The 19,624-nt window shown below is 65.2% G+C and carries 16 protein-coding genes and 2 pseudogenes; 6 read left to right on the top strand and 12 right to left on the bottom strand.

What is annotated here, in order from left to right; translation table 11 throughout:
- Positions 1–2: 2 nt before the first annotated feature.
- Positions 3–761: a GntR family transcriptional regulator gene (locus WKW80_RS10025; RefSeq protein ID WP_340363418.1), complete on the bottom strand. Its 759-nt coding sequence runs from the start codon at positions 759–761 to the stop codon at positions 3–5.
- 121 nt (positions 762–882) lie between these two features.
- On the opposite strand from WKW80_RS10025, the gene WKW80_RS10020 reads away from it, so the two are divergent.
- Together WKW80_RS10020 and WKW80_RS10015 are read left to right on the top strand one after the other, a co-directional pair.
- On the top strand, positions 883–2,238 hold the full coding sequence (locus WKW80_RS10020; RefSeq protein WP_422822881.1) for a class-II fumarase/aspartase family protein: 1,356 nt from the start codon (positions 883–885) through the stop codon (positions 2,236–2,238).
- An 18-nt stretch (positions 2,239–2,256) separates the two neighbouring features.
- Positions 2,257–3,669 (top strand): cation:dicarboxylate symporter family transporter, encoded by a 1,413-nt coding sequence (locus WKW80_RS10015; protein WP_340363416.1) that lies wholly within the window; start codon positions 2,257–2,259, stop codon positions 3,667–3,669.
- 1 nt (position 3,670) lies between these two features.
- On the opposite strand, the gene WKW80_RS10010 is transcribed toward WKW80_RS10015, so the two are convergent.
- Positions 3,671–3,823 (bottom strand): hypothetical protein, encoded by a 153-nt coding sequence (locus WKW80_RS10010; RefSeq protein ID WP_340363415.1) that lies wholly within the window; start codon positions 3,821–3,823, stop codon positions 3,671–3,673.
- A gap of 184 nt (positions 3,824–4,007) precedes the next feature.
- Positions 4,008–4,487: a hypothetical protein gene (locus WKW80_RS10005; RefSeq protein WP_340363414.1), complete on the bottom strand. Its 480-nt coding sequence runs from the start codon at positions 4,485–4,487 to the stop codon at positions 4,008–4,010.
- Between the two features lie 131 nt (positions 4,488–4,618).
- On the opposite strand from WKW80_RS10005, the gene WKW80_RS10000 reads away from it, so the two are divergent.
- Positions 4,619–6,364, top strand: coding sequence for an AMP-binding protein (locus WKW80_RS10000; protein ID WP_340363413.1), 1,746 nt, complete (start codon positions 4,619–4,621; stop codon positions 6,362–6,364).
- A gap of 20 nt (positions 6,365–6,384) precedes the next feature.
- On the opposite strand, the gene WKW80_RS09995 is transcribed toward WKW80_RS10000, so the two are convergent.
- Positions 6,385–9,054, bottom strand: coding sequence for a C1 family peptidase (locus tag WKW80_RS09995; protein WP_340363412.1), 2,670 nt, complete (start codon positions 9,052–9,054; stop codon positions 6,385–6,387).
- Positions 9,055–9,333: 279 nt separating this feature from the next.
- Between WKW80_RS09995 and WKW80_RS09990 the strand changes: the two are divergent.
- The 3 genes and pseudogenes from WKW80_RS09990 to icmH all read left to right on the top strand — a co-directional run.
- Positions 9,334–9,630 (top strand): annotated as a pseudogene (locus WKW80_RS09990) (integrase core domain-containing protein); the annotation flags it as partial.
- An 8-nt stretch (positions 9,631–9,638) separates the two neighbouring features.
- A complete protein-coding gene (locus tag WKW80_RS09985; RefSeq protein WP_340363411.1) occupies positions 9,639–10,556 on the top strand; it encodes a DUF6396 domain-containing protein in 918 nt (305 codons plus the stop codon).
- A pseudogene (gene icmH, locus WKW80_RS09980) lies at positions 10,547–11,545 on the top strand (type IVB secretion system protein IcmH/DotU); the annotation flags it as partial. The gene WKW80_RS09985 and the pseudogene icmH, both read left to right, overlap by 10 nt.
- 34 nt (positions 11,546–11,579) lie before the next feature.
- On the opposite strand, the gene ribD reads toward icmH, so the two are convergent.
- The 8 genes from ribD to nrdR all read right to left on the bottom strand — a co-directional run bounded on the left by ribD (position 11,580) and on the right by nrdR (position 19,617).
- Positions 11,580–12,680 (bottom strand): bifunctional diaminohydroxyphosphoribosylaminopyrimidine deaminase/5-amino-6-(5-phosphoribosylamino)uracil reductase RibD, encoded by a 1,101-nt coding sequence (gene ribD / locus WKW80_RS09975; protein WP_340363410.1) that lies wholly within the window; start codon positions 12,678–12,680, stop codon positions 11,580–11,582.
- Positions 12,681–12,746: 66 nt separating this feature from the next.
- The gene (locus WKW80_RS09970) at positions 12,747–13,205 is read right to left on the bottom strand and encodes a type IV pilin protein (RefSeq protein ID WP_340363409.1); all 459 of its coding nucleotides are present in this window, start codon (positions 13,203–13,205) and stop codon (positions 12,747–12,749) included.
- On the bottom strand, positions 13,202–16,396 hold the full coding sequence (locus WKW80_RS09965; RefSeq protein ID WP_340363408.1) for a pilus assembly protein: 3,195 nt from the start codon (positions 16,394–16,396) through the stop codon (positions 13,202–13,204). The genes WKW80_RS09970 and WKW80_RS09965 overlap by 4 nt, the downstream gene beginning before the upstream one ends.
- A gap of 11 nt (positions 16,397–16,407) precedes the next feature.
- Positions 16,408–17,127: a pilus assembly PilX family protein gene (locus WKW80_RS09960; protein ID WP_340363407.1), complete on the bottom strand. Its 720-nt coding sequence runs from the start codon at positions 17,125–17,127 to the stop codon at positions 16,408–16,410.
- Positions 17,128–17,183: 56 nt separating this feature from the next.
- Positions 17,184–17,933, bottom strand: a complete 750-nt coding sequence (locus WKW80_RS09955) for a prepilin-type N-terminal cleavage/methylation domain-containing protein (RefSeq protein WP_340363406.1) — start codon at positions 17,931–17,933, stop codon at positions 17,184–17,186.
- On the bottom strand, positions 17,920–18,471 hold the full coding sequence (gene pilV, locus WKW80_RS09950) for a type IV pilus modification protein PilV (RefSeq protein WP_340363405.1): 552 nt from the start codon (positions 18,469–18,471) through the stop codon (positions 17,920–17,922). The genes WKW80_RS09955 and pilV overlap by 14 nt, the downstream gene beginning before the upstream one ends.
- The gene (locus WKW80_RS09945) at positions 18,465–19,013 is read right to left on the bottom strand and encodes a GspH/FimT family pseudopilin (protein WP_340363404.1); all 549 of its coding nucleotides are present in this window, start codon (positions 19,011–19,013) and stop codon (positions 18,465–18,467) included. The genes pilV and WKW80_RS09945 overlap by 7 nt, the downstream gene beginning before the upstream one ends.
- Positions 19,014–19,173: 160 nt before the next feature.
- Entirely contained in the window at positions 19,174–19,617 is a 444-nt protein-coding gene (gene nrdR / locus WKW80_RS09940; RefSeq protein WP_340363403.1) for a transcriptional regulator NrdR, read from the bottom strand.
- Positions 19,618–19,624: the final 7 nt, after the last annotated feature.

The following is a 19,624-nucleotide window of genomic DNA, read 5'->3' as shown; positions in this document are numbered from 1 at the left end:
CTTCAGCCCGGCGACCGCTGAAGCCGCATCGACACCGAGAACCGGTCGGCCGGATGCACGGTGACCGATGCCTCGAACATTTCGCCGTCCGCGTCGAAGTAGCGGCGAACGATCTTCAGCGCCGGCTCTCCTGGCTCGACCTGCAGCGCGGCCGCCATGTCGCGGTCTTGAAGGGTGAAGGCGCGGACGTCCTGCTGAATCTCCGCGATGTGCCGGTCGTAGCGCTCCTCGATCAATGAGCTGATCAAGGTGTCGGGAGACGCCTTGGCGAGTTCCGCGATGTCGGTGTAGGCGGGGTCGATGTAGACGTCGGTCCAGCCCACCGGCGCGGCGCTTTCGTCGCCGATCAGGCGCAGGCTCGAGACGCGCAACCACGGCGCTCCGTCGGTGCAACCCAGCTCGCTTGCCAGGTTGCCGGTCGCCGTCGTGCGGCCGACGGATTGCACCACCCGCAAATGCTCCGCGCCGAACTGCACGAGGTCATCCACCGATGCGAGCGACGGCCGGAAGCTGGCGCGAGGCTTGGCGGATACGACACGCGTGCCGACATTCTTGCGCCGCGACACCAGGCCGACTTGCTGCAACTCGGTGAGCGCGGCCCGCACGGTGTGCCGGCTGGTGCCGTAGTGCTTGCACAGCTCCAGCTCGGTGGGCAGCAAGGTGCCAACGGCGAAATGGCCGGAGGTGATCGCCTCTGTCAGATGGCGGGCGATGTTCGCGAAGGTGGCCTTCTGCGGTGTGGATTCGAGTGATGCGTCCATGGCCAGGGTAAACCCCAAATTGAAGTTATGTCCGGACATATTAAAGTTTCATATGTCCGGACATATTATCGTCCATCTTCCTCCGACTTCAAGAGGTTCCATGTCAACTCCTTCGCTCCCCATGGCCAGTACGGTCGTCGATTCCATCCTGTTTCGCGATGCCTTCGGCACGCAGAAGATGCGGAAACTGTTCTCCGATGGCGCGCTGATCCAGCGTTACATCGATGCCGAAGTCGCCTTGGCAAAGGCCGAGGCGCGCTGCGGCGTGATCCCTGCGGATGCCGCCGAAGTCATCGCACGCGAATCGAAGATCGAGCGCATCGACTTCGACCACATGCGCGAGGAGACCGACATCGTGGGCTACCCGATCCTTCCGCTCGTGCATCAACTGGTGGCGATGTGCGGCGAAGCGGGCCGGTACGTGCATTGGGGCGCGACCACGCAGGACATCATGGACACCGCCGTGGCACTGCAGGTGCGCGATGCGCTCGACAGCATCGATGGCGACATCCGCGAGCTGCGCGGCATCCTGGCCGCGTTGGCGAAGAAGCATCGCGACACGCCGATGGCCGGCCGCACCCACCTGCAGCAGGCGCTGCCCGTGACCTTCGGCTACAAGGTCGCGATCTGGCTGGCCATGTTCGACCGGCATCAGCAGCGCATTGCCGAACTGCGCCCGCGCGTGGCGGTGGTCGAATTCGCCGGCGCCGCGGGCACGCTGGCTTCGTTGGGTGACAAGGGCTTCGAGGTGCAGAAGGCGATGGCCGAGGAGCTCGGGCTCGGCGTGCCGGCCACGACGTGGCATGTGGCGCGCGACGGATTCGCGGAGGCGGTGAACCTGCTGGCGCTCATCACGGGCTCGCTCGGCAAGATCGCGCTCGACATCATGATCATGGCGTCGACGGAATTTGCCGAGGTGTACGAGCCCTTCGTCAAGGGCCGCGGCGCATCGAGCACGATGCCGCAAAAGCGCAACCCGATCTCCAGCGAGCTGATGCTTGCCGCGTCGAAAGCGGTGCGGCAGCACGCCGGCCTGATGGTGGATGCGATGGTGCAGGACTTCGAGCGCGCGACCGGCCCGTGGCACGCGGAATGGATCGCGATTCCGGAGAGCTTCATCCTCGCGTCGGGTGCACTGCACCAGGCCAAGTTTGCGCTCGGCGGCCTGATCGTCGACGAGGCGCGCATGGCGCACAACCTGGGTATCACGAAGGGGCTGATCGTGGCCGAGGCCGTGATGATGGGCATGGCCCCGCACATCGGCCGGCAGCAGGCGCATGACGTGGTCTACGACGCCTGCCGCACGGTGAACGAGAAGGGCGGCACGCTGGCCGAGGCACTCGCCGCGTTGCCCGACGTCACGCAGCATTTCGACCGCGCCACCATCGACCGCCTTACCGACCCGGCCAACTACCTCGGCCTTGCGCCGCAAATGGTCGATCGCGCGTTGGCGCTGTCCGCCGCAGCCAGCGCCTGAAGCGCGAGGAGACAGAACATGACGAACCCCTCCACCCTCGCACCGGCCGCGCCGGCACCGCTGAAGAAGCTCCCCTGGTACCGCAAGCTGGGCATGCAAGTGCTGGTGTCGCTGGTGCTCGGCATCCTGGTCGGCTTTGCCTTTCCGAAGTTCGCATCGCAACTCAAGCTGCTGGGCGACATGTTCCTGTCGCTCATCAAGGCCGGCGTCGCGCCGCTCGTCTTCCTCACCATCGTGCACGGCATTGCGTCGGCCGGCGACGTGAAGAGTGCGGGGCGCGTGGGATGGCGCTCCATCATCTACTTCGAGGTGATCTCGACGATTGCCCTGTGCGTCGGCATGCTGGCCGGCAACCTGCTGGGGATCGGCAAGGGCATGACCACGGTGGCCGGCGGTGCGGCGGCACCGGTCGTCAAGGCCGCGGCTCCCCAGGGTTTCCTCGAATTCATGATGCACATCGTGCCGGACAACTTCGTCGGCGCGTTCGCCAAGGGCGAGTTGCTGCAAGTCGTGGTGCTCGCCGTGATGGTCGGCATCGGCATCCTGGCGATTCCGGAAGGGCGCCGCGAGAAGATCAACGGTGGGCTCGACTACATCTCCGAAGTGCTGTTCTCGTTCATCAACCTGGTGATGAAGCTGGCACCCATCGGCACCTTCGGCGCGGTGGCTTATTCGGTGGGCAGCAACGGCACGGCCGTGCTGGTGGCACTGGCGCAACTGGTGCTGAGCTTCTATGCCGTCATCGCGATCTTCATCGCCGTGGCGCTCGGCCTCATCGCGAAGATCGCGGGCTTCAGCCTCTGGCGCTTCCTGCGCTACATCAAGGACGAGATCCTGATCGTGCTCGGCACGGCGTCATCCGAAAGCGCATTGCCGCGCCTCCTGATCAAGCTGGAGCGCCTCGGCTGCGCCAAGCAGACGGTCGGCCTGGTCCTGCCCACCGGCTACGCGTTCAACCTCGACGGCACCTCGATCTTCATGGCAATGGGCGTGATGTTCATCTCGCATGCCTACGGCGTGCCGCTGTCGATCGACCAGCAGATCGGCATCCTGCTGCTGATGCTGCTGACCTCCAAGGGCGCGGCCACGGTGTCCAGCGGATCGTTCGTGGTGTTCGCGGCCACCGTGACCTCGACCGGCATCCTTCCGGTCGAGGGACTGGCGGTGATCTTCGGCGTCTATCGCTTCCTGTCGATGGCCATCTCGACCTGCAACACGATCGGCAACAGCGTCGCGGTGGTGGTCGTCGCGAAATGGTCGGGTACCTTCGATTCGAAGGTCGCCGAGCGGCATCTGTATCCGGAGCGCTACCCCGCCACGGCAGTGGCCGACGCGCAGCTCGACGATGGCAACCTGCTGCCCGAAGACATGAAGGACACCAACCCGCATCCGACCGGCATCGACATGCACGCGCCGGCCCCCGCTCGTTGACTCACTTGGGGAACAGGAAGGTCACGACAAACCGAAAGCCCAGGTCCTTCGGCCCCGTGTCGGGGCTTTCGGCCCAGTAGCGCAGGCCGCCGGTCAGGCTGATCGGCCGGTTGCCCACCTTGATGAGCTTGCCCACCGTGACGTTGATGGGCACCGACCATTGCTTGTTCTTCCAGTCGTAGGCGATTCGGTGTTGATGCCATAGGTCCAGGCGTCCTTCGTGGTGTACGAGAGGAAGGGCTGGATGAAGGTGTTGCTGACGTTGGGCCTGGTGGAGTCGCCGCCGCCGGTCCAGATGTGATTGGCCAGCATGCCGACGGTCCATGGGCCGTCCTGCTTCAGCAGCACGGCGGTCGGGCGGCACCCCACTTGCGTGCGCTGAGGGCAGGGTCGGTGCCTGTGGGCAGGAACAGCACCGGGCCCACACCCCAGATCAGGTTGCCCGCACCGGGCTTCCTGGGCGAGAAGAAAAAGCTCTGCGTGATGTCGCCCAGGCCGGACTGGCTGGTGCCCGGCTGGACGTTGGTCTGGCTGATGACTGGCACGATGGTGCGGCTGATGACGTTCCAGTCGGCGTTGAGTTCGATCGGCACGACCGGCTGCACGTTCAGGACGTTCTTGTGGCCCGCATTGTCGGTGCCGTAGCGATGGTCGTAGTTGTATTGCAGCGGGACGCTGATGAGCGCGGAAACCGGGTTCGACAGCTTCTTGGCCAGATCTTCCGAATCCTGGGCTTGCGCCGCGCCGGCGATTGCAAGAAGCGACGCGGCCGTGAGCAAGGCACTGCAAGAAGGAATTGCAGGGCGTGAAAGCATCATTCGTCATCTTCCTCGGGAAAACGGAGCCGGAGAGTCTCGCAGGGCGGCGCGGCTTTGACCAGTCTCTTCAAGGTAGCCTGGGCCGGGTGTCCGTGCTACGGTGATGCTCCTCCAGACAGCCGGGGATCACCATGAAGCGACGCGATGTGTTGGTGCGGCAGAACATTCCGCGCGGCGGCGAGAGCCGCGTGATCGACTTGCGCGGCATGGGCAAACGCAGCATTCGCAGGATCGACTTCTGGTATGACACCAAGGCGTTGGGGGGCGGCAGGGCCGGATGTGACGGTGTTCGGGATGGCTTGAGGCCGATGGCCGAGGACGTCGACATGATCTTTCGCAGCCCCTGGCCCGACATCGAGATTCCCGAGCGGTCCGTCAGCGAATTCGCTTTCGAGCAGACGGCGCAGCGCGCGGGCGCCGTCGCGTTCATCGACGGGCCGAGCGGCCGCATGCTCACCCACGGCCAGGTCCTCGAGATGGCGCGGCGAATGGCCAGCGCGCTCCTGCGCCGCGGCATGCGCAAGGGCGATGTGTTCGCCATCTTCAGCCCGAACCTGCCGGAGTATGTTGTCGCGTTCCACGGGGTCGCCATGGCCGGGGGCGTGGTAACGACAGCAAGCCCGTTGTGCACGGCGGAGACGCTCGCCGAGCAACTCGGCGACAGCCGCGCGCGCTACCTGCTGACGATTCCAGCATTCCTCGGCGTCGCGCTCGAAGCGGCGAAAGCGTCGGGCGTGGAAGAGGTCTTCGTGTTCGGGGAGTCCGAGGGCGCGACCCCGTTTGCGGCGCTGCTGGCCAACGAGGCCGGGCCCATCCGTGTCGACATCGACCCGGCGCGCGACCTGGCCGCGCTCCCGTACTCGAGCGGCACCACTGGCCGCGCCAAAGGCGTGATGCTGACGCACCGGAACATGGTGGCGATGATGTCGCAACTGGAATCCCTCTCGGGCGCTCCCTCCGAAGACATTTCGCTGGCGGTGCTGCCGTTCTTTCACTGCTACGGGCTGCTGGCATTCGTCAGCATGACGGTCCGCCGCGGCCACGCATGCGTAACGATGCCGCGCTTCGACTTCGAGCAGTTCCTGCAACTCATCGAGCGTCATCGCATCACGTCGCTCATGGTCGTCCCGCCGATCGTCCTCGCGCTGGCAAAGCATCCGCTGGTGACGAAGTACGACCTGTCATCCGTGACGTTCATCAACAGCGGGGCCGCGCCGCTGGGCGATGCGTTGCAGATGGAGGCCGGCCAGCGCATGGGTGTCGAGGTTCGGCAGGGCTATGGCATGTCGGAATGCACCCTGGCCGCCACCAGCCGCAAGCGCGACAACGACCCTGCCAAGCCGGGAGCGGTCGGCCGGCTGCTGCCGAACATGGAGGCACGCGTCCTCGACGTGGCCACCGGTGTCGACCTCGGGCCGAACGAGCGCGGCGAACTGCTGGTACGCGGGCCGACCGTCATGCGCGGCTATCTCGGCAATGTGCAGGCGACCGATGCCGCGGTCGATGCGGACGGATGGCTGCACACCGGCGACGTCGTGGTCATCGATGACGACGGCGAGTTCTTCATCGTCGATCGCCTCAAGGAACTGATCAAGGTCAATGCGCATCAGGTCGCGCCGGCGCTTCTCGAATCGTTGCTGCTCACCCATCCGGCCGTGGCCGATGCGGCCGTGATCGGTATTGCGAACGAGGAGACCGGCGAAGCGCCCAAGGCCTTCGTGGTGAAGCGCGGCGACATCAGCGAGGCCGAGGTCATGGCCCATGTGGCGGGCCATGTCGAGCCTTATGCCCGGCTGCGCGCAGTCGAGTTCGTGGACGCGATCCCCAAGTCGCCTGCCGGGAAGATCCTGCGGCGCGAACTGAGGCAGCGGCCGTAGCAGCTTGTTGACCAGGCTCGCTACCGCATTCGGGTGCGAGCGTCGATCTGCTGGCGACGGTCCCGTAGCGACGACTCGGTGTGCGGGAACATCGGCTTTGCGGCGGTCGTATGAATCGGAGCCGCCGTCGCCGCGAGTTTCTCCGCACCTTTCGCCTTGCCGGCGCCCGCGGCAATGCGCCTGAAGGTGGACATCACGGTCTTCCTGTCGTCGTCGAAGTCGCCGTGATGCATGGCCTCCGATGCGCTCAGCGAACCGTCGGGTTCGGTGTTGGGCGTGAGCACGAGTTCGGCGCCGTGCGTGTTGAAGATCTTCCGCAACTCGGTGTCGAAGGCTTTCTCCATGCCCAGGATCGGCACGCCGTCGCGGAACAGCGGAATGCGCACCTTGTCCTCGAAGGCGTTGGAGACGAGGTAGAGCAAGGACTTGTTGTAGATCCTTGCGCAGTCGTCGTCACGCTCGGTCTTGTCCTTGAGCGCATACACCGCCAGCTTGCGCAGCATCTTCGATTCCATCGCCGGCACATAGAACTGCTTGAACAGATCGACCGTGCAGGCCGGCGCCCAGAGGGTGCAGGTCTCGATCGGCAGCCCGCGCGCTGCCAGAAGCTTGACGACCGGGGCGTGCAGGATCGAGCCGGCGCTGTGACCCACGAGATGGATCTCGAAGGCCTGGCCATTCTTCTCGGCGGTCTTCGCCAGTTTCTTCAGGTGGTCGGCGACCATGACCGAAGCGCGTCCTGCATCGGCGGCGCGCAAGGCGTTCTCCTTCATCTCGCTCCAGGCGGCCTTGCCGCTGAGGGCGCGCGCCAGCGGCTCGAGCGCATCGTCGAGCCGGTCCAGCATGAAGTCCTTGGTGGCGTCCAGGGCGCCCTCGGGCCTTCGACGGCTCACCGCATCCTTGAGGATGTTGGAGAAGGTGGTCCAGTAGTCGGTGCGCCAGATGAAGGCCAGCGGGTACACCTCGGCCTTCAGCAGTTCCGGCCGGTATTCCGCGAGACGCTGCACCGCGGATTGCTCGTTCACGAGCCCGCCATGCGCATAGAGAAGGACGCGCAGTTTTTTCCATCGCCCGGTTGCCGCGGGAATGTCCTGCTCGAAGACATGGCGGAGTTCGTCGGGCGTGGCGCCGTAGTCGCCACCCGGCTTCAACACGCCGTCGTTGCCGACGCTCACGATATGGGGCCGCAAGTCCGCGAAGGAATACGCCACGCTCTGGTCGGCGGTCGCCGAGTGCGCCGTTGCGGTGGATTGCTTTGCGCGCAGCGTGACCGGGGCGCCGAGACGCGCGACCCACACGTCGGTGCCGTTGGCGAGCCAGTCGTCGTAGGTGATGCGTGCGAAGCCGCGCCTGCCCCATGTTTCACCCCAGGAGTTCTGCAGCCAGAAGCCCTGGTCGTCATAGGCGACGATCGCGAAGGCATGGCCGCCGGTGATCGCTTCGGACTGCACGATCAGACCGTCGCTGCCGACGTTGTTCCATCCTTCGTGGACCGTGGCGGTTGCGTACAGCGCACCGACCTCGGCGATGGCCGCGTGCATGGCGACCAGGTCCTTGTGGTTGACACGGAAATAAGCGCCGAGCGGCCGACGCACGCTGTCGGCCACGCGCGCATTGGTCATTCCCTTGCGGTCGGCCTTGCCGGGCTTGAAGGGGTAGAGCGCCTCGGCGCAGATGCCGTGCTTGTGCCAGCCCTTCATTGCGCCGCGCGCGCTCGAACCGCTGTAGTCCTCGCCGGGCCATTCGTCGTAGCGGCGCGCGAGGTCGTACAGCATGCGTGGGCTGACCGGCACCTTGTCGGGTACGACCCGCCTGCGCTTCAGCAGGTAGTTCGCGACGGTCGCCAGGCCGAAGCCCGTGCATGCCCCTTCACTGCCCTGGTTCAGGATCGGCACTTCATGTTCCAGGTAGTCGCCCAGCGGGATATGGGTCGGCACTTCGATGAGCGAGGGCGTGTACATGAGGTCGCGGAAGTCGAGCGTGTCGGGCCGCACCGCCAGCGACTCGGGAGGCGGCGGCACGAAGGCCGGTGACGGTGGCTCGAGCCGGATCGCTTCGTCGCCGCGCAGCAATTCGTCCGCTGGTTCCGCGAACTTCGCGGCGGCCTTGGCCTTTGAAGGCGCGGCGCTCGCGGTCGGAAAGTCCGGGGCCAGCACGAGCTTGGCCCTTTCGTAGAAGCGGACGCGCTCGGCGGCGCCGTTCTGGCCGCCATTGATCCTGCGCGTGATCTCGGTGAAGTTGTCCGCGTCGGCGAGTTCGTTGAGACCTTTGCGCTTCCAGTAGAGCCCCGCCGTCTTGAATGCGACCTCCGGTGCGGCCGCCAGCTCCGGATGGTCGACGAGATCGATGCCGAGCAGGTCGCCGAACTTCTGGTAGTTGGCACGGCCGGTCAACTGGATCGGACCTCGGCCCTTGAAGCGCCTGCCATCGCCGGGCTGCGTGTTGCCGAGCGTCCGGGCCAGATCGCTCGGCGGCTCGTATCGCTTCTGCGCGGCCGTCGGGCCCCATATCTCCTCCATGAAATTGAACTCGCCCGACTCATGCGCCAGCTGCGCGATGAAGGCGGCCGATCGTCGCAGGGTGTTGATCTCGAACTCCTGCATCGCCGCGTTCAGCGGATCGAGATACAGGAGACGCTTCTGCTGCGAAGCGTGAAGCATGATCTGCGCGAGTTGAAGATCGGTCAGCATGGGATGCTCCTTTCTTGTGAACTCCCCGGGAGTTGTCTCGTCGCGGATATTGCATCTTGCGCAGGGGGAGGCGAAGAGGGCCTTATACGGTTTCGCATTCAAAGGTACAAGAGGTTGCGCTTGGACTCTGGGTGGGGCCGGGGTTTGGATCGTCGGGATTGTTTTTTTTGCTTGGGCGCGTGCCGCGGCAGAATGGCTACGGCTGAGACCGACGCGCCGGGCTGCCGGCACTCGGCCAAGACCCTTGCCTTGAACTCGGCACTGTGGACCGCTGGACGCTCACAGTACGCCAGCCATGATTTCAGGAGTGTGCTTGGCGAGTACGGCATCACCAGTTCGATGAGTCGCCAGGGCAACTGCTGGGACAACGCCTGCAGGGAGACTCTGTTCGGGTCACTGAAAGTCGAGCGGCTGCACGGACAAGGCTTCAAGACTAGACGCGAGGCCAAGGACGAAACAGTCGCCTGGCTGCTCTGGTACAACCGCACTCGACTTCACTCGACGCTGGCCGACGTCAGCCCGATGCAGTTGGAGCAAAACTGGTTTGCCAATCAACCACGGCAAGTCAACTCATGAGTTCGGCTATGGGATACGGATTCCAGGGGCAAGATCAACCGATGGTTGGCAAGCTCAAGGATCGCGCACGAGCCGAACGCTACAGCGCTCTTGGTGACGCCCTCGAACGCAACCCAGACCTTCTCCTCCCCAACCTCGACAAGGTACTTCCTTTGCCGCCAGCGCAACTGCCCAAGTGGGACGGCAACGAGCAGGCCCTGATCGATGCCGCCAAGGGCCTCGTGCCCGCGACCATCATCCAGCCCACCCCAGGCACCAACCGTACCGGCCGCGCCCACATCCCGGACGGCTACGTACTGCCGAGCAAACCCGTGCCCCTGCCGGAGGAGGACGCCGGCAGGCCCCTGGCGTATCTCGACGTGCCCGCCCAGGCTGAAACGACCGCCGCCCGCTTCACCGGCTACTGGCTCGCGCAACTGCTCGAACCGCGCGAATTCGAGAATGACGGATGGGATCGGGCGCAGGTGCCGCAACGCTACGCCCGGGGCGAAGCCTTCGCGCGCGACCGCGCCGCCATGGGCCTGAGCCCTTCGCACGGACGCATCATGTGGCACTACCTGGGCCTGCCCGAAAAGCGCCCGGCGCCCGGCATCCACCCGCGCATCGCCCAGGGCGTCGCACGCGCCAGCCGCATCCCCGAGCCCTGGGTGACCTGCACGGGCAACGTCCCATGCCCCAAGACCGGCATCTGGCGCGCCGACGTGGGCAAGGACCACCCGCATGCGCGTGTCTACAACCACTGGGCGCAGCAGGCCTATGTGGAGAAGGGCCAGCCCTTCCCCTCTCCGCGGGACCGGCACCTGGACATTTGCAGCGCATCGCGATCAGCGGCTGTACCTTCATCAACTGCACCTTCAACACCGGGCAGTTCAAGTCCAGCAAGCTCAGCGGCTGCACGTTCACCCGGTGCAACTGGATGGCACTGAATTTCGACGCGAGTCACTGGTCGGGCGTGCGCCTGCTCGAATGCACAGGCAGGGGTCTGAGTGCGGTCGATCTGCGCGGCGAGCAGGTGGATTCACCGGAAGCCAATTCGAAGACATGCGGTTCGTCAATGCCAGAATCAACTGATACCTTCAGCGACATGCCTGCCGCGAGAGGCAAAACGGCTCTGCGCGGTGCGAATGGCGCATCCCGCAGCGCAAAACGCACGTTGCCGACCGAACAGAACCAGCACGAGCACGAGCACGAGCACGAGCAGCCCAAGGTCATCCGACTCGCCTCCGAGCCCCCGCGGGATGCGCGCTTCGCCACCATCGAGGCCGCACAGAACCCGCTGCTCGAAGCCGCACAGCCCTTGCTTCAGGCACTGCACATGCCCAAGGAACTCAGCGCCGAGGCCATCGATGTCCTCCACCGCCTTCTGGTGCGCGAAGTCAGCACCTTCCAGATCCTGTGCGCCGAAGCCCAGGTCAGGCACGAGCACATCGTCGCGGCCAGCTATGCGCTGTGCACCGCCATCGACGAAGCGGCCAACCGAACCCCTTGGGGCGGCGGAGAGGGCGGCAACACCGGCATCTGGGCCGGACAGCAGCTCGCCCAGCACTTTCACGAAGACCCCTATGGGGGTGAGAAGGTCTTTCTGCTCATCGGGCGTCTGGCCGCCTCGCAGCAAGAGCATATCGACCTGATCGAACTCATGTTCTTCATCCTGGCCGTGGGCTTCGAAGGCCGCTACCGATCGGAGACCCATGGCCGGCGCCAGCTTGAGATCATCCGGCACCGTCTGTACGACATCGTCACGGCCGCGCGCGGCGAGGTGCCGCGCGACCTCTCCCCACACTGGAAGGGCGTGGGCGCGGGCAAGTTCCGGCTGCTGCGCACCGTGCCGGTGTGGGTCACGGTCTCGTTGCTGTCCCTGGTCCTGCTGGCGCAGTACTCCTGGTCCAAGTACCAGCTCATCCAGGCCAGCGACGAGGTCGAAGCGAGCTTCCGTGAACCTGCTGGGGTCAAAACGTGTCGCGGGCGGTCACTCTGGCGACGATGCGCAAGTCCGGGCCGAGCATCTCGACGGAGCGGAATTCCAATGGGAGCGCGCCTGCGAGTTCGGTCAAGGGGCCGGCTGCGTGAATGTGGCTGGCCATTCCCATGCCGCTGCCGATGAATTTCGGCGCCAGATAGACCAGCAGTTCGTCGACCAGGCCTTCGCGCACCAACGAGCCGTTGAGCTTGTGGCCGGCTTCGACATGCAGTTCGTTGATCTCACGTCGCGCAAGATTGGCCAGCATCGCGGCCAGGTCGACCTTGCCCTGGGTGTTGGGCAGGTGCGTCACCGTGGCGCCACGTGACTTGAGCGCTTCTTCTTTTTCGGGATTCGAGCGTGCGCCGGCATAGATCCAGACGGATCGACCGGGCACGAAAAGACGCGCATCAGGGGGCGTCTGGAGTTGGCTGTCCACGATCACCAGATGGGGCTGGCGCCCGGTTTCGACCAGGCGTACGTCGAGCAAGGGGTTGTCTTCGAGCACCGTACCCACGCCTGTCAGCACCGCGCTGGCGCGTGCGCGCCACGCGTGTCCGTCGGTGCGTGCGGCCTCGCCGGTGATCCATTGGCTGACGCCGTTGTCGAGCGCGGTCTTTCCGTCGAGCGAGGCCGCGACCTTGAGGCGAACCCAGGGCGTCTTGCGGATCATGCGGCTGAAGAAGCCGATGTTCAGTTCGCGCGATTCGGCGGCGCCGAGCCCGACTTCGACGTCAACGCCCGCCGCGCGCAACCGGTCGAATCCCTGGCCTGCGACGAGCGGATTGGGGTCTGCAATCGATGCAACCACCTTCTTGATCCCTGCCGCGATCAACGCATCGCAACAAGGCCCCGTCCGCCCATGATGGGAGCAGGGCTCCAGCGTGACGTACGCGGTAGCGCCGACGACCGAATGTCCGCGCGCCTCCGCATCGCGTAGCGCCATGATTTCGGCGTGTGGGCCACCGACGACCTGTGTGTGGCCCTGGCCGATGATTTCGCCGGCTCGGGTGGCGATGACGCAACCCACTGCAGGGTTCGGCGAGACCCTGGTTTGCGCTGCACGCGCCAGCGCAAGGGCCAGATCCATGGAGTGCTCAGAAAGGGGCATTGGCGAAAGATCGGGATGTGGAGAGGAGGCGGGCAGTTTGCGCTTTCAACGATTCCAGCACTCCGCCGTCAACTCGGCGGCAGCGCTCGGCGAAGACAGCGCGCGCACGCCGGTTTGCGTCAACGTGAACTCGCCACATTCGTCGCCCGCCTGGCCATTCTGCGGAATTGCCTTCAAAGTGTAGCCAGCTCCCGATTCGTCCGTGCCCTCGAGGCTGAGCGCGTAGGTGCGCGAGGGAACGTTCCTGAGCGCCGCGGGGAACGACGTGTCGACCTCGGAGGTCTTCAGGTAGCTGCCTCGCGCAGTGGCTACGCGCTCCAGCCAATGCGCTGCCTGAAGCAAGCCGGTGCGGGCTTCGGCGCGGTTGCCGCGCCGGATGTATTGCTGGTAGGTCGGCAGCGAGATGGCCGCCAGCACCCCGATTACCGCGACGACGAACATGACTTCGATCAGCGTGAAGCCCAGCCGCTGCCGCGTGCCGGGCGCGATGCGAGGACGAGTCATTGCAGTTGCCTCCACGCCGGACGCAGGCCGATATTCCCAAGGCGCTGCCTGTCGTCGCAAGACTGGCCAGACGCGCAAACGCCGATGACATCCCTGTCGGTCTTCAGGCCATGGCGCAATGACGATTCGATGCGGGACGCCGTCTTGCGACTGCCGATGGTGTCGATGATGGCGGAGTACCCGTAAATCTGCGACGTGGGCGCGCTTCCGGTGATGGCGTTCAGCGTGGTGACGTAGCCACGGCCGTTGACCGGAACAGGGCCGCAGGTTTCCGCCGTCGTGTTGCCGTCCGTGGCGGGCACCATGCTCGCCACGTCGACCAACTGTCCGTCGAACCACTCGAGGTTCCCGACGACGCGCTCGCCGGCCACCGGCAAGTCGAAGTACCAACCCTTCCTGGCAGATTTGCCGGTGAATTCGACGCTGTTGGAACTGAGTTTCCAGAGCCGATGGCCCGTTGCATTCGCGGCACCGGCTTCCGTGCCGGCTGTCTGCGCCACCAGCGCGTCGCGCCCGTCCGTGATAGGTGCGCCACCTGAGAATGTGACCTTGTTGAACGCATCGCGAAGAATGACCGTGCTGTCGTGGATGCCGTAGATGCTCTGCGCGGCAGTGTCGCTGCGATCCGCATTGGTCAGGTTGCGACCCGTGCCGAACACCACCATCCTGCCGCCGTTCGGGTGCGGCAGCCAGACTGGCGCCGCGGTGATGGGCTGCGGCTTGCGGGTCGTATCGCGCGCGACGTAGAGCGGCGCTCCATCGAAGGCGACTTTCCAGCCCTCGGGCGTGAGGCTGGTGAGGTCGAACGCCCAGAGATTGCCTTGCAGGTCGCCGGCATAAGCGATGTCGGGCTTCCGGTCTCCATTGAGATCGACGAGCCGCGGCGCGCCGAGGCCGTTGCCGCCGCGCGCGCCCGCGCCGATCTTCACCATGGCCTTGTCGCCATCGAGATACTGGATGACCAGCACCGCCCGCTCATTCGCGCTGTTGTAGCCGTTGCCCGCGATCAAGGCCCAACGACCGTTGTTGAGTAGCGTGATCTGTTGCGTGATTGCGGAATTGGCCCGGTCCATCACCGGCTGGCTGAAGATATGGCCGACATCCGGATCGATCTCCGGGCCGGTCTTGTCCATGACGACCAGGTTGGCGGGCGCGGCCACCGCAAATGCAGTCGGATCCGTGACGTCCAGTACGAAGAAGCCGCGCCCGCCCGCGCCGAGGAAGCCGACCAGGTAGGTCTTCCAGATATCGGCACCGGCCTTGAGATCGCCGGTGAACGGCGACCCGTCCACGTAGTAACGGTGCTCGTAGTTGACGGACGTCAGTTGCGGTAGCGCGGCATGCAGTCCGTTGGGAACATAGGCGATCTTCTCGGTGCCGTCGGCCGCGGCAAAGCCATGCAGCATGCCGTCGTTGGCGCCGACATAGAGCATCGACGGCCTGCCCGAATGGGTGCTTCTGAAGGCTTGGTACGTCGTGTCGACATGGCCGCTGGCCGGCTTGCCCGGCGCGACCCACAGGCTCGAATTCACGATGTCGCCATGGCGAGACTTGCGGTTGCGAAAAGTGCCGCCGTTCACCGCTTCCTTGCCGCGATCGCCTCGCAGGAACGCAAGGCGGTCCTCACCCTTGTGGTCGACGGTCGAGCCGAACGCATGGAGGGCCGACCTCTGCGCGTTCGAGAGATTCGCCCAGGTCCACGCGATGCCGGCCGTGCCGTCATGCGATAGCACGAGACGGTCGGCGGGCATGAAGGGTTCGGCGTCCAGTCGCGCGGCGGTGGAGACCGGTCTGGAAAGCGGGTTGCCGACCGCGGGCGTCGTGGTGCCCCACGCGCCGGCCCTTGAAACTGCACCGGTGGCGGCGGCCACGTTGTAAGCGGTCACGGCCCCTCGCCAACCATCTGCGGAATAGTCCGCCTCGAACGACATGGACGCGGCTCGCGTCGAATTCGAACTCCCCGCGATCGATGTGGGCACGCTGCCCTTCTCTGCGTCGATGGTGTTCAACACGTCCTTGACTGCCACGGCAAGCGAGGTGCCCGTCGGCGCGGGGATGAACTTGCCGCGCGCGTTGAGCGCCGCATGCCACAACTCTGGCATGCGCAATCTGTCGTCGTTGATCGCCCGTGCTTCCAGCGGGTTCGGCCAGTTGGCCGTGCCGAGCAGGAGGCGCTTGTAGTCGTCGCCGCTCCAGGTGTCGCCTGCGAATGCGGACGACGCGAATCGGCCCCCGTCCGCGGCGTCGTTGAAGCCCAGCGTGTACAGCGTCATGTGCTGCCAGGTGGCCGGGTCGTTGCGAGGATTCCAGAACTCGGGGACGGCCCTCGCGAGGGTGCCGTCCGTGATGGTCGCGTCGCCCTCCTGCACGATGTGCGTCGGCACGTTGTTGGGCAACTCCGGCTGAAGGTCGGTCGCCCAGTAGTGGAAGGCCAGGTCCGAGAACGTCGGCAACACGCCCGAGCCACGGCTGTCGGTGTAGAGGTCCGCCCCGAATTTGTCGCGGTAGATTTGCGTGTGCGGCAGCGTGACGTCATACGGGGTCATGCCGTCGCCCAGCAGCCTGGACGTGCCGTCGGCGTTGAGAATCGATGCTCCCGCGGACGGGTTGCTGGCGTTCCAGCGGACGCGGTCGTTCACGTCGCCGGCCTGGTTGCCCAACCGGCTGTTCCATCCGCCGTCCGTCACGAACAGGTTGTACGACCTGCGACAGCCCAGCATGGGCTCCTGTGCCGTGCCCGGCGCGCTGGCCCACGGACTGTTGACCCCAGGCGGCATGCGCAGGTATTCGCCCGCGTTGAACAGCATGCGATGCGAGGGCGTACCCGACCTGGCGTCGAGTGTCGCCACCCATGCCATGAAGTGGCTGCGATGAACGATATCGAGCACGCGCATCCCGTTGTGACCGTTGCAGTCGCCGCCGCTGGGGATCGTGTGGCAGCGCGCCATGGACTGCCACGCCAGGCGGATGGCACCGTCCGGCACATTGGCTTCGGAGAATGTGTCGACCAGCGCATTGCGCAAAGTCCGCATGCCGGTGGGGCCCATGCTGCCTGAATCGTCCACCGAGACGATGAGGTTCGGTGCCGGCTTGCGATAGCCGGTGCCGGCGGGCGCGCTACTGAATGCCAGCGGCGCTGCCAGCGCTTGCGAGAGCGGCAGCATCAGCGCGCCTAGAAGCGCGCTACCCAAGACCCCTCTCATCACGACGCAACCCGTTTCCGGACAAACAGGGCCTGGACAACTGCCAGGCTGTTGGCCTTGAGGCCTTGCGCAACGGCGGTGATCCGGTACACGTGGGGGTTGTCGCCATCGGGCGCGAATTGCTGCGCCGGACCCGCAGTGGTGTTCGCGCCCAGGTTGTAGGGCAGTACTTCGACCCAGTACCACGCCTGCGGCGCCTGGCCTGCTCCCGAGATCAGCAATGGGTTGCTCGCCGCCGTCGCCCTGGCACCGGTGTACGCACCGTAGGTGGCAGCCACGCCGATGCCCGTCATCGCCTTCAGCGTTGCCTTCGACTCCCAGAACTTGTTGTTGCCCACACCGCCAAGCCCGATGCAGATGCCTTGCACGCACGTGCGGGAGGCGCGGCGCAACGCATCGGCAAGATTCTGGAAATCAGTCTCATCGTTCGGAAAGAATATCGCCCCGGCCAACTCCCGGCATCCGACGTATCCGGCATTGGACTTGCAGGCGGTCTTCCCGTCCGCGCGCGTGCCCATGATGTCGAACTCGGCATCGCGCACCATGGCGTGCGCGGCCTCGAACGCGCGCTGGTAGTCGCTGTCAGTGCCCGTCAACATCTCGCTGAAAAGTGCCGTGCGCGAGGCCCAGACCACCAGCAGGCACGAGAGCATCACCATCACCAGCACGACGAAGAGCGATACGCCACGTTGGCGCCGGGCCCGGGTTGCCGCCCTCATGGCATGACGTGTGCTTCGCACCGCGGTGCGAGCGCCTTCGGGAGGCCGGGCGGCGCTCACGTCCCCTGGGTCCGAAGATCGAACACGTTGCGAAACAGTACGCGCGGAAGGCCCTTGCGCGGAACCACCTTGCCGTCGCAGTCGACGTGGGTCGACCGGCCATGGTCGCCCGTTTCGGTGCCTTGCAGGTCGAGGCAGATCTCGACCGACCGCACTGCGTTCCAGAGCTTCGCGTCGTCCACCTCTTCCGCCGTCATTCGTCGAATCGAACTGGGTGAGGTCTTGACCCGATACCAGACCTGGAAATCCGCGACGTTCTCGACGAGCGGCTGCGGGAGGCCGCTGGCACCCTGGCATCTCAGGTTGCCTTTGACGACTGAAAAGGTGCTATCCATTCGCGCGCCCGCGATATTGCCAAGGCAGTCGCGCGCCAGGGCAGTGGAGGGTTGGTTGCTGAAGGACACCGTGTCGGGCGCGCCCCCGATGCCTTCGGTGCCCGACACGGCGACACCCGTGCCGTTGAACCCGGTGAATGTCGAATCGAACGACACGGCACCCAGATCGTTCTCGCCAGTCAGTTCGACGGACCCCGCCTGTCGCGCCTGTGTCCCGAACATGCGCAGCGCAAACGAGCCTTGTTGCTGGAGTTGCGTCATGTCACTGACCGCGGCTGCGGTCGTTCGCGACAGGAGCATGGTCGTGATGGCCGCCGTGACGACCAGCAAGCCGATGACGAGACCGACCAGCAATTCGACAAGCGTGACGCCGTGTTGCCGCCGGCGCGCAGCGATATCACGGTTGCACATAGACGAGGTGGCAGATGAGCCCTGTCGGGCAAGTGGCGCCACCGGTGCCGGTCGACGAGAGCTTGGTCAGTGGCGCGGTGAAGGCTACGTCGTCTGTCCGCTCGTTGGAGCGCCATCCCACCATCACGCCCAACTGGCGTTGGTTGTCGGCTTCTTCATCGGACGAGAGGAACACCTTGGCTTTGCCGAGCGGCAGCCGCTGCGCCACTTCCAGTTGCCATTCGTGGACGTCGCGTGCCGCCAACTGCGCGGCCGTGCAAGCGGCCGCCTTGCAGTCCTGGGCCGGGAGCCCGCTGGATTCCCAGTCGGTGACATAGAGGCCCAACTGCGAGAACCCGCCCGGGTTCGACTTGATGCGCTCGCCCAGATCCTCGATGGCGCGCACGGCCTGTGCGCGGCGAACCGCTGTCTGTGTTTCTGCCAGGGTTCGCACCTGAACCCACAGAATCGCCAGTACTCCGACGACAAGAACAACCATGGAGACAAGGGACTCCAGCAGCGTCACGCCCCGCTGCAGGCTGGCGCTTCGCGTCAGCACGACGCAGCACCGGTAGCCGTGCGGAGCCTGCCGCCCGCGCTGATGCACAGGACCGTGCTCAGCGCGGCATCGGCGCTGTCGGCAGGTACGACCTTGAATCCGAACGCGCCGATGCCGTTGAATTCACCCCAGCGGGTCGTAGTCATGAATTCCACGCCCTTGCTGCTGTTGAAGACGCGGGTTCCCATAGGCACGCGCGATGCCTGCAGGGGCTCTTCGCCTTGATCGAGCCTTCCGTTGCCGTTGTCGTCCGAGAAGACGATCCACCCGCAGCTCCAGTTTTCATCCGCGGGAGCGGCGCAGTTGGCAGCCGAGGCCTTGCGAAGCGTGACCCGGCCGCCGCGTCTGAAGGCCTCTGACCGAGTGAAATAGAGCGTCGCCTTCAGGTCTTCGACAGTCGTGCGCACCCGGTACCGGGCGATGACGGACTTGTAGCTCGGGAGTGCAAGCGCAGCGAGCACGGCCACGACGCTGATGGCAACCAACAGTTCAATTGCTGTGTAACCGGTGGCCCGGCGCCGAGGAGTGAAGTACGCGGGCACTCGCCGGATGCTACAAGCGGTCAGCTCTGGCGGAGGTCCATACGTGCCGGGCGGCGAAGCTGCGCCGACAAACGGCAAAGAAGTGTGCAGTTATGACAATTTAGGATCTTTGTGCGTGCAATTTCACAAAGATGCAGTCGAGTTAACCGAAGTCAACGAGTTAAATGTCCCGGAGCAACTGCCTGAACTCGTCCACGTCCTCGAAGCTCCGGTAGACCGACGCGAAGCGCACATAGGCCACCTTGTCGAGCTTTTTCAGTTCGCGCATCACCAGTTCGCCCACCTTGTTCGATTCGATTTCGCGCAAGCCGGTGGCAAGTAGTTCCTGTTCGATGCGCAAAAGGGCAGCATCGATCTGCTCGATGCCGACAGGCCGCTTGCGCAGCGCCAGCATCATCGACGCGCGGACCTTTGCTGCGTCGAAGTCGGCCCGGCTTCCGTCTTTCTTGACGACGGCAGGGAAATTGACGTCCGGCCGCTCATAAGTGGTGAAGCGCTTTTCGCAAGCGCCGCACTGGCGTCGGCGGCGCACGAAGTCGCCGTCCTCCGAAACGCGGGTCTCGACGACCTGGGTTTCGAGATGGCCGCAGAACGGGCATTTCATGCTGCGG

It is taken from the genome of Variovorax humicola, assembly GCF_037889915.1.
Taxonomy (GTDB): Bacteria; Pseudomonadota; Gammaproteobacteria; order Burkholderiales; family Burkholderiaceae_C; genus Variovorax; species Variovorax humicola.
This window is presented reverse-complemented; position numbering and strand designations above follow the sequence as displayed.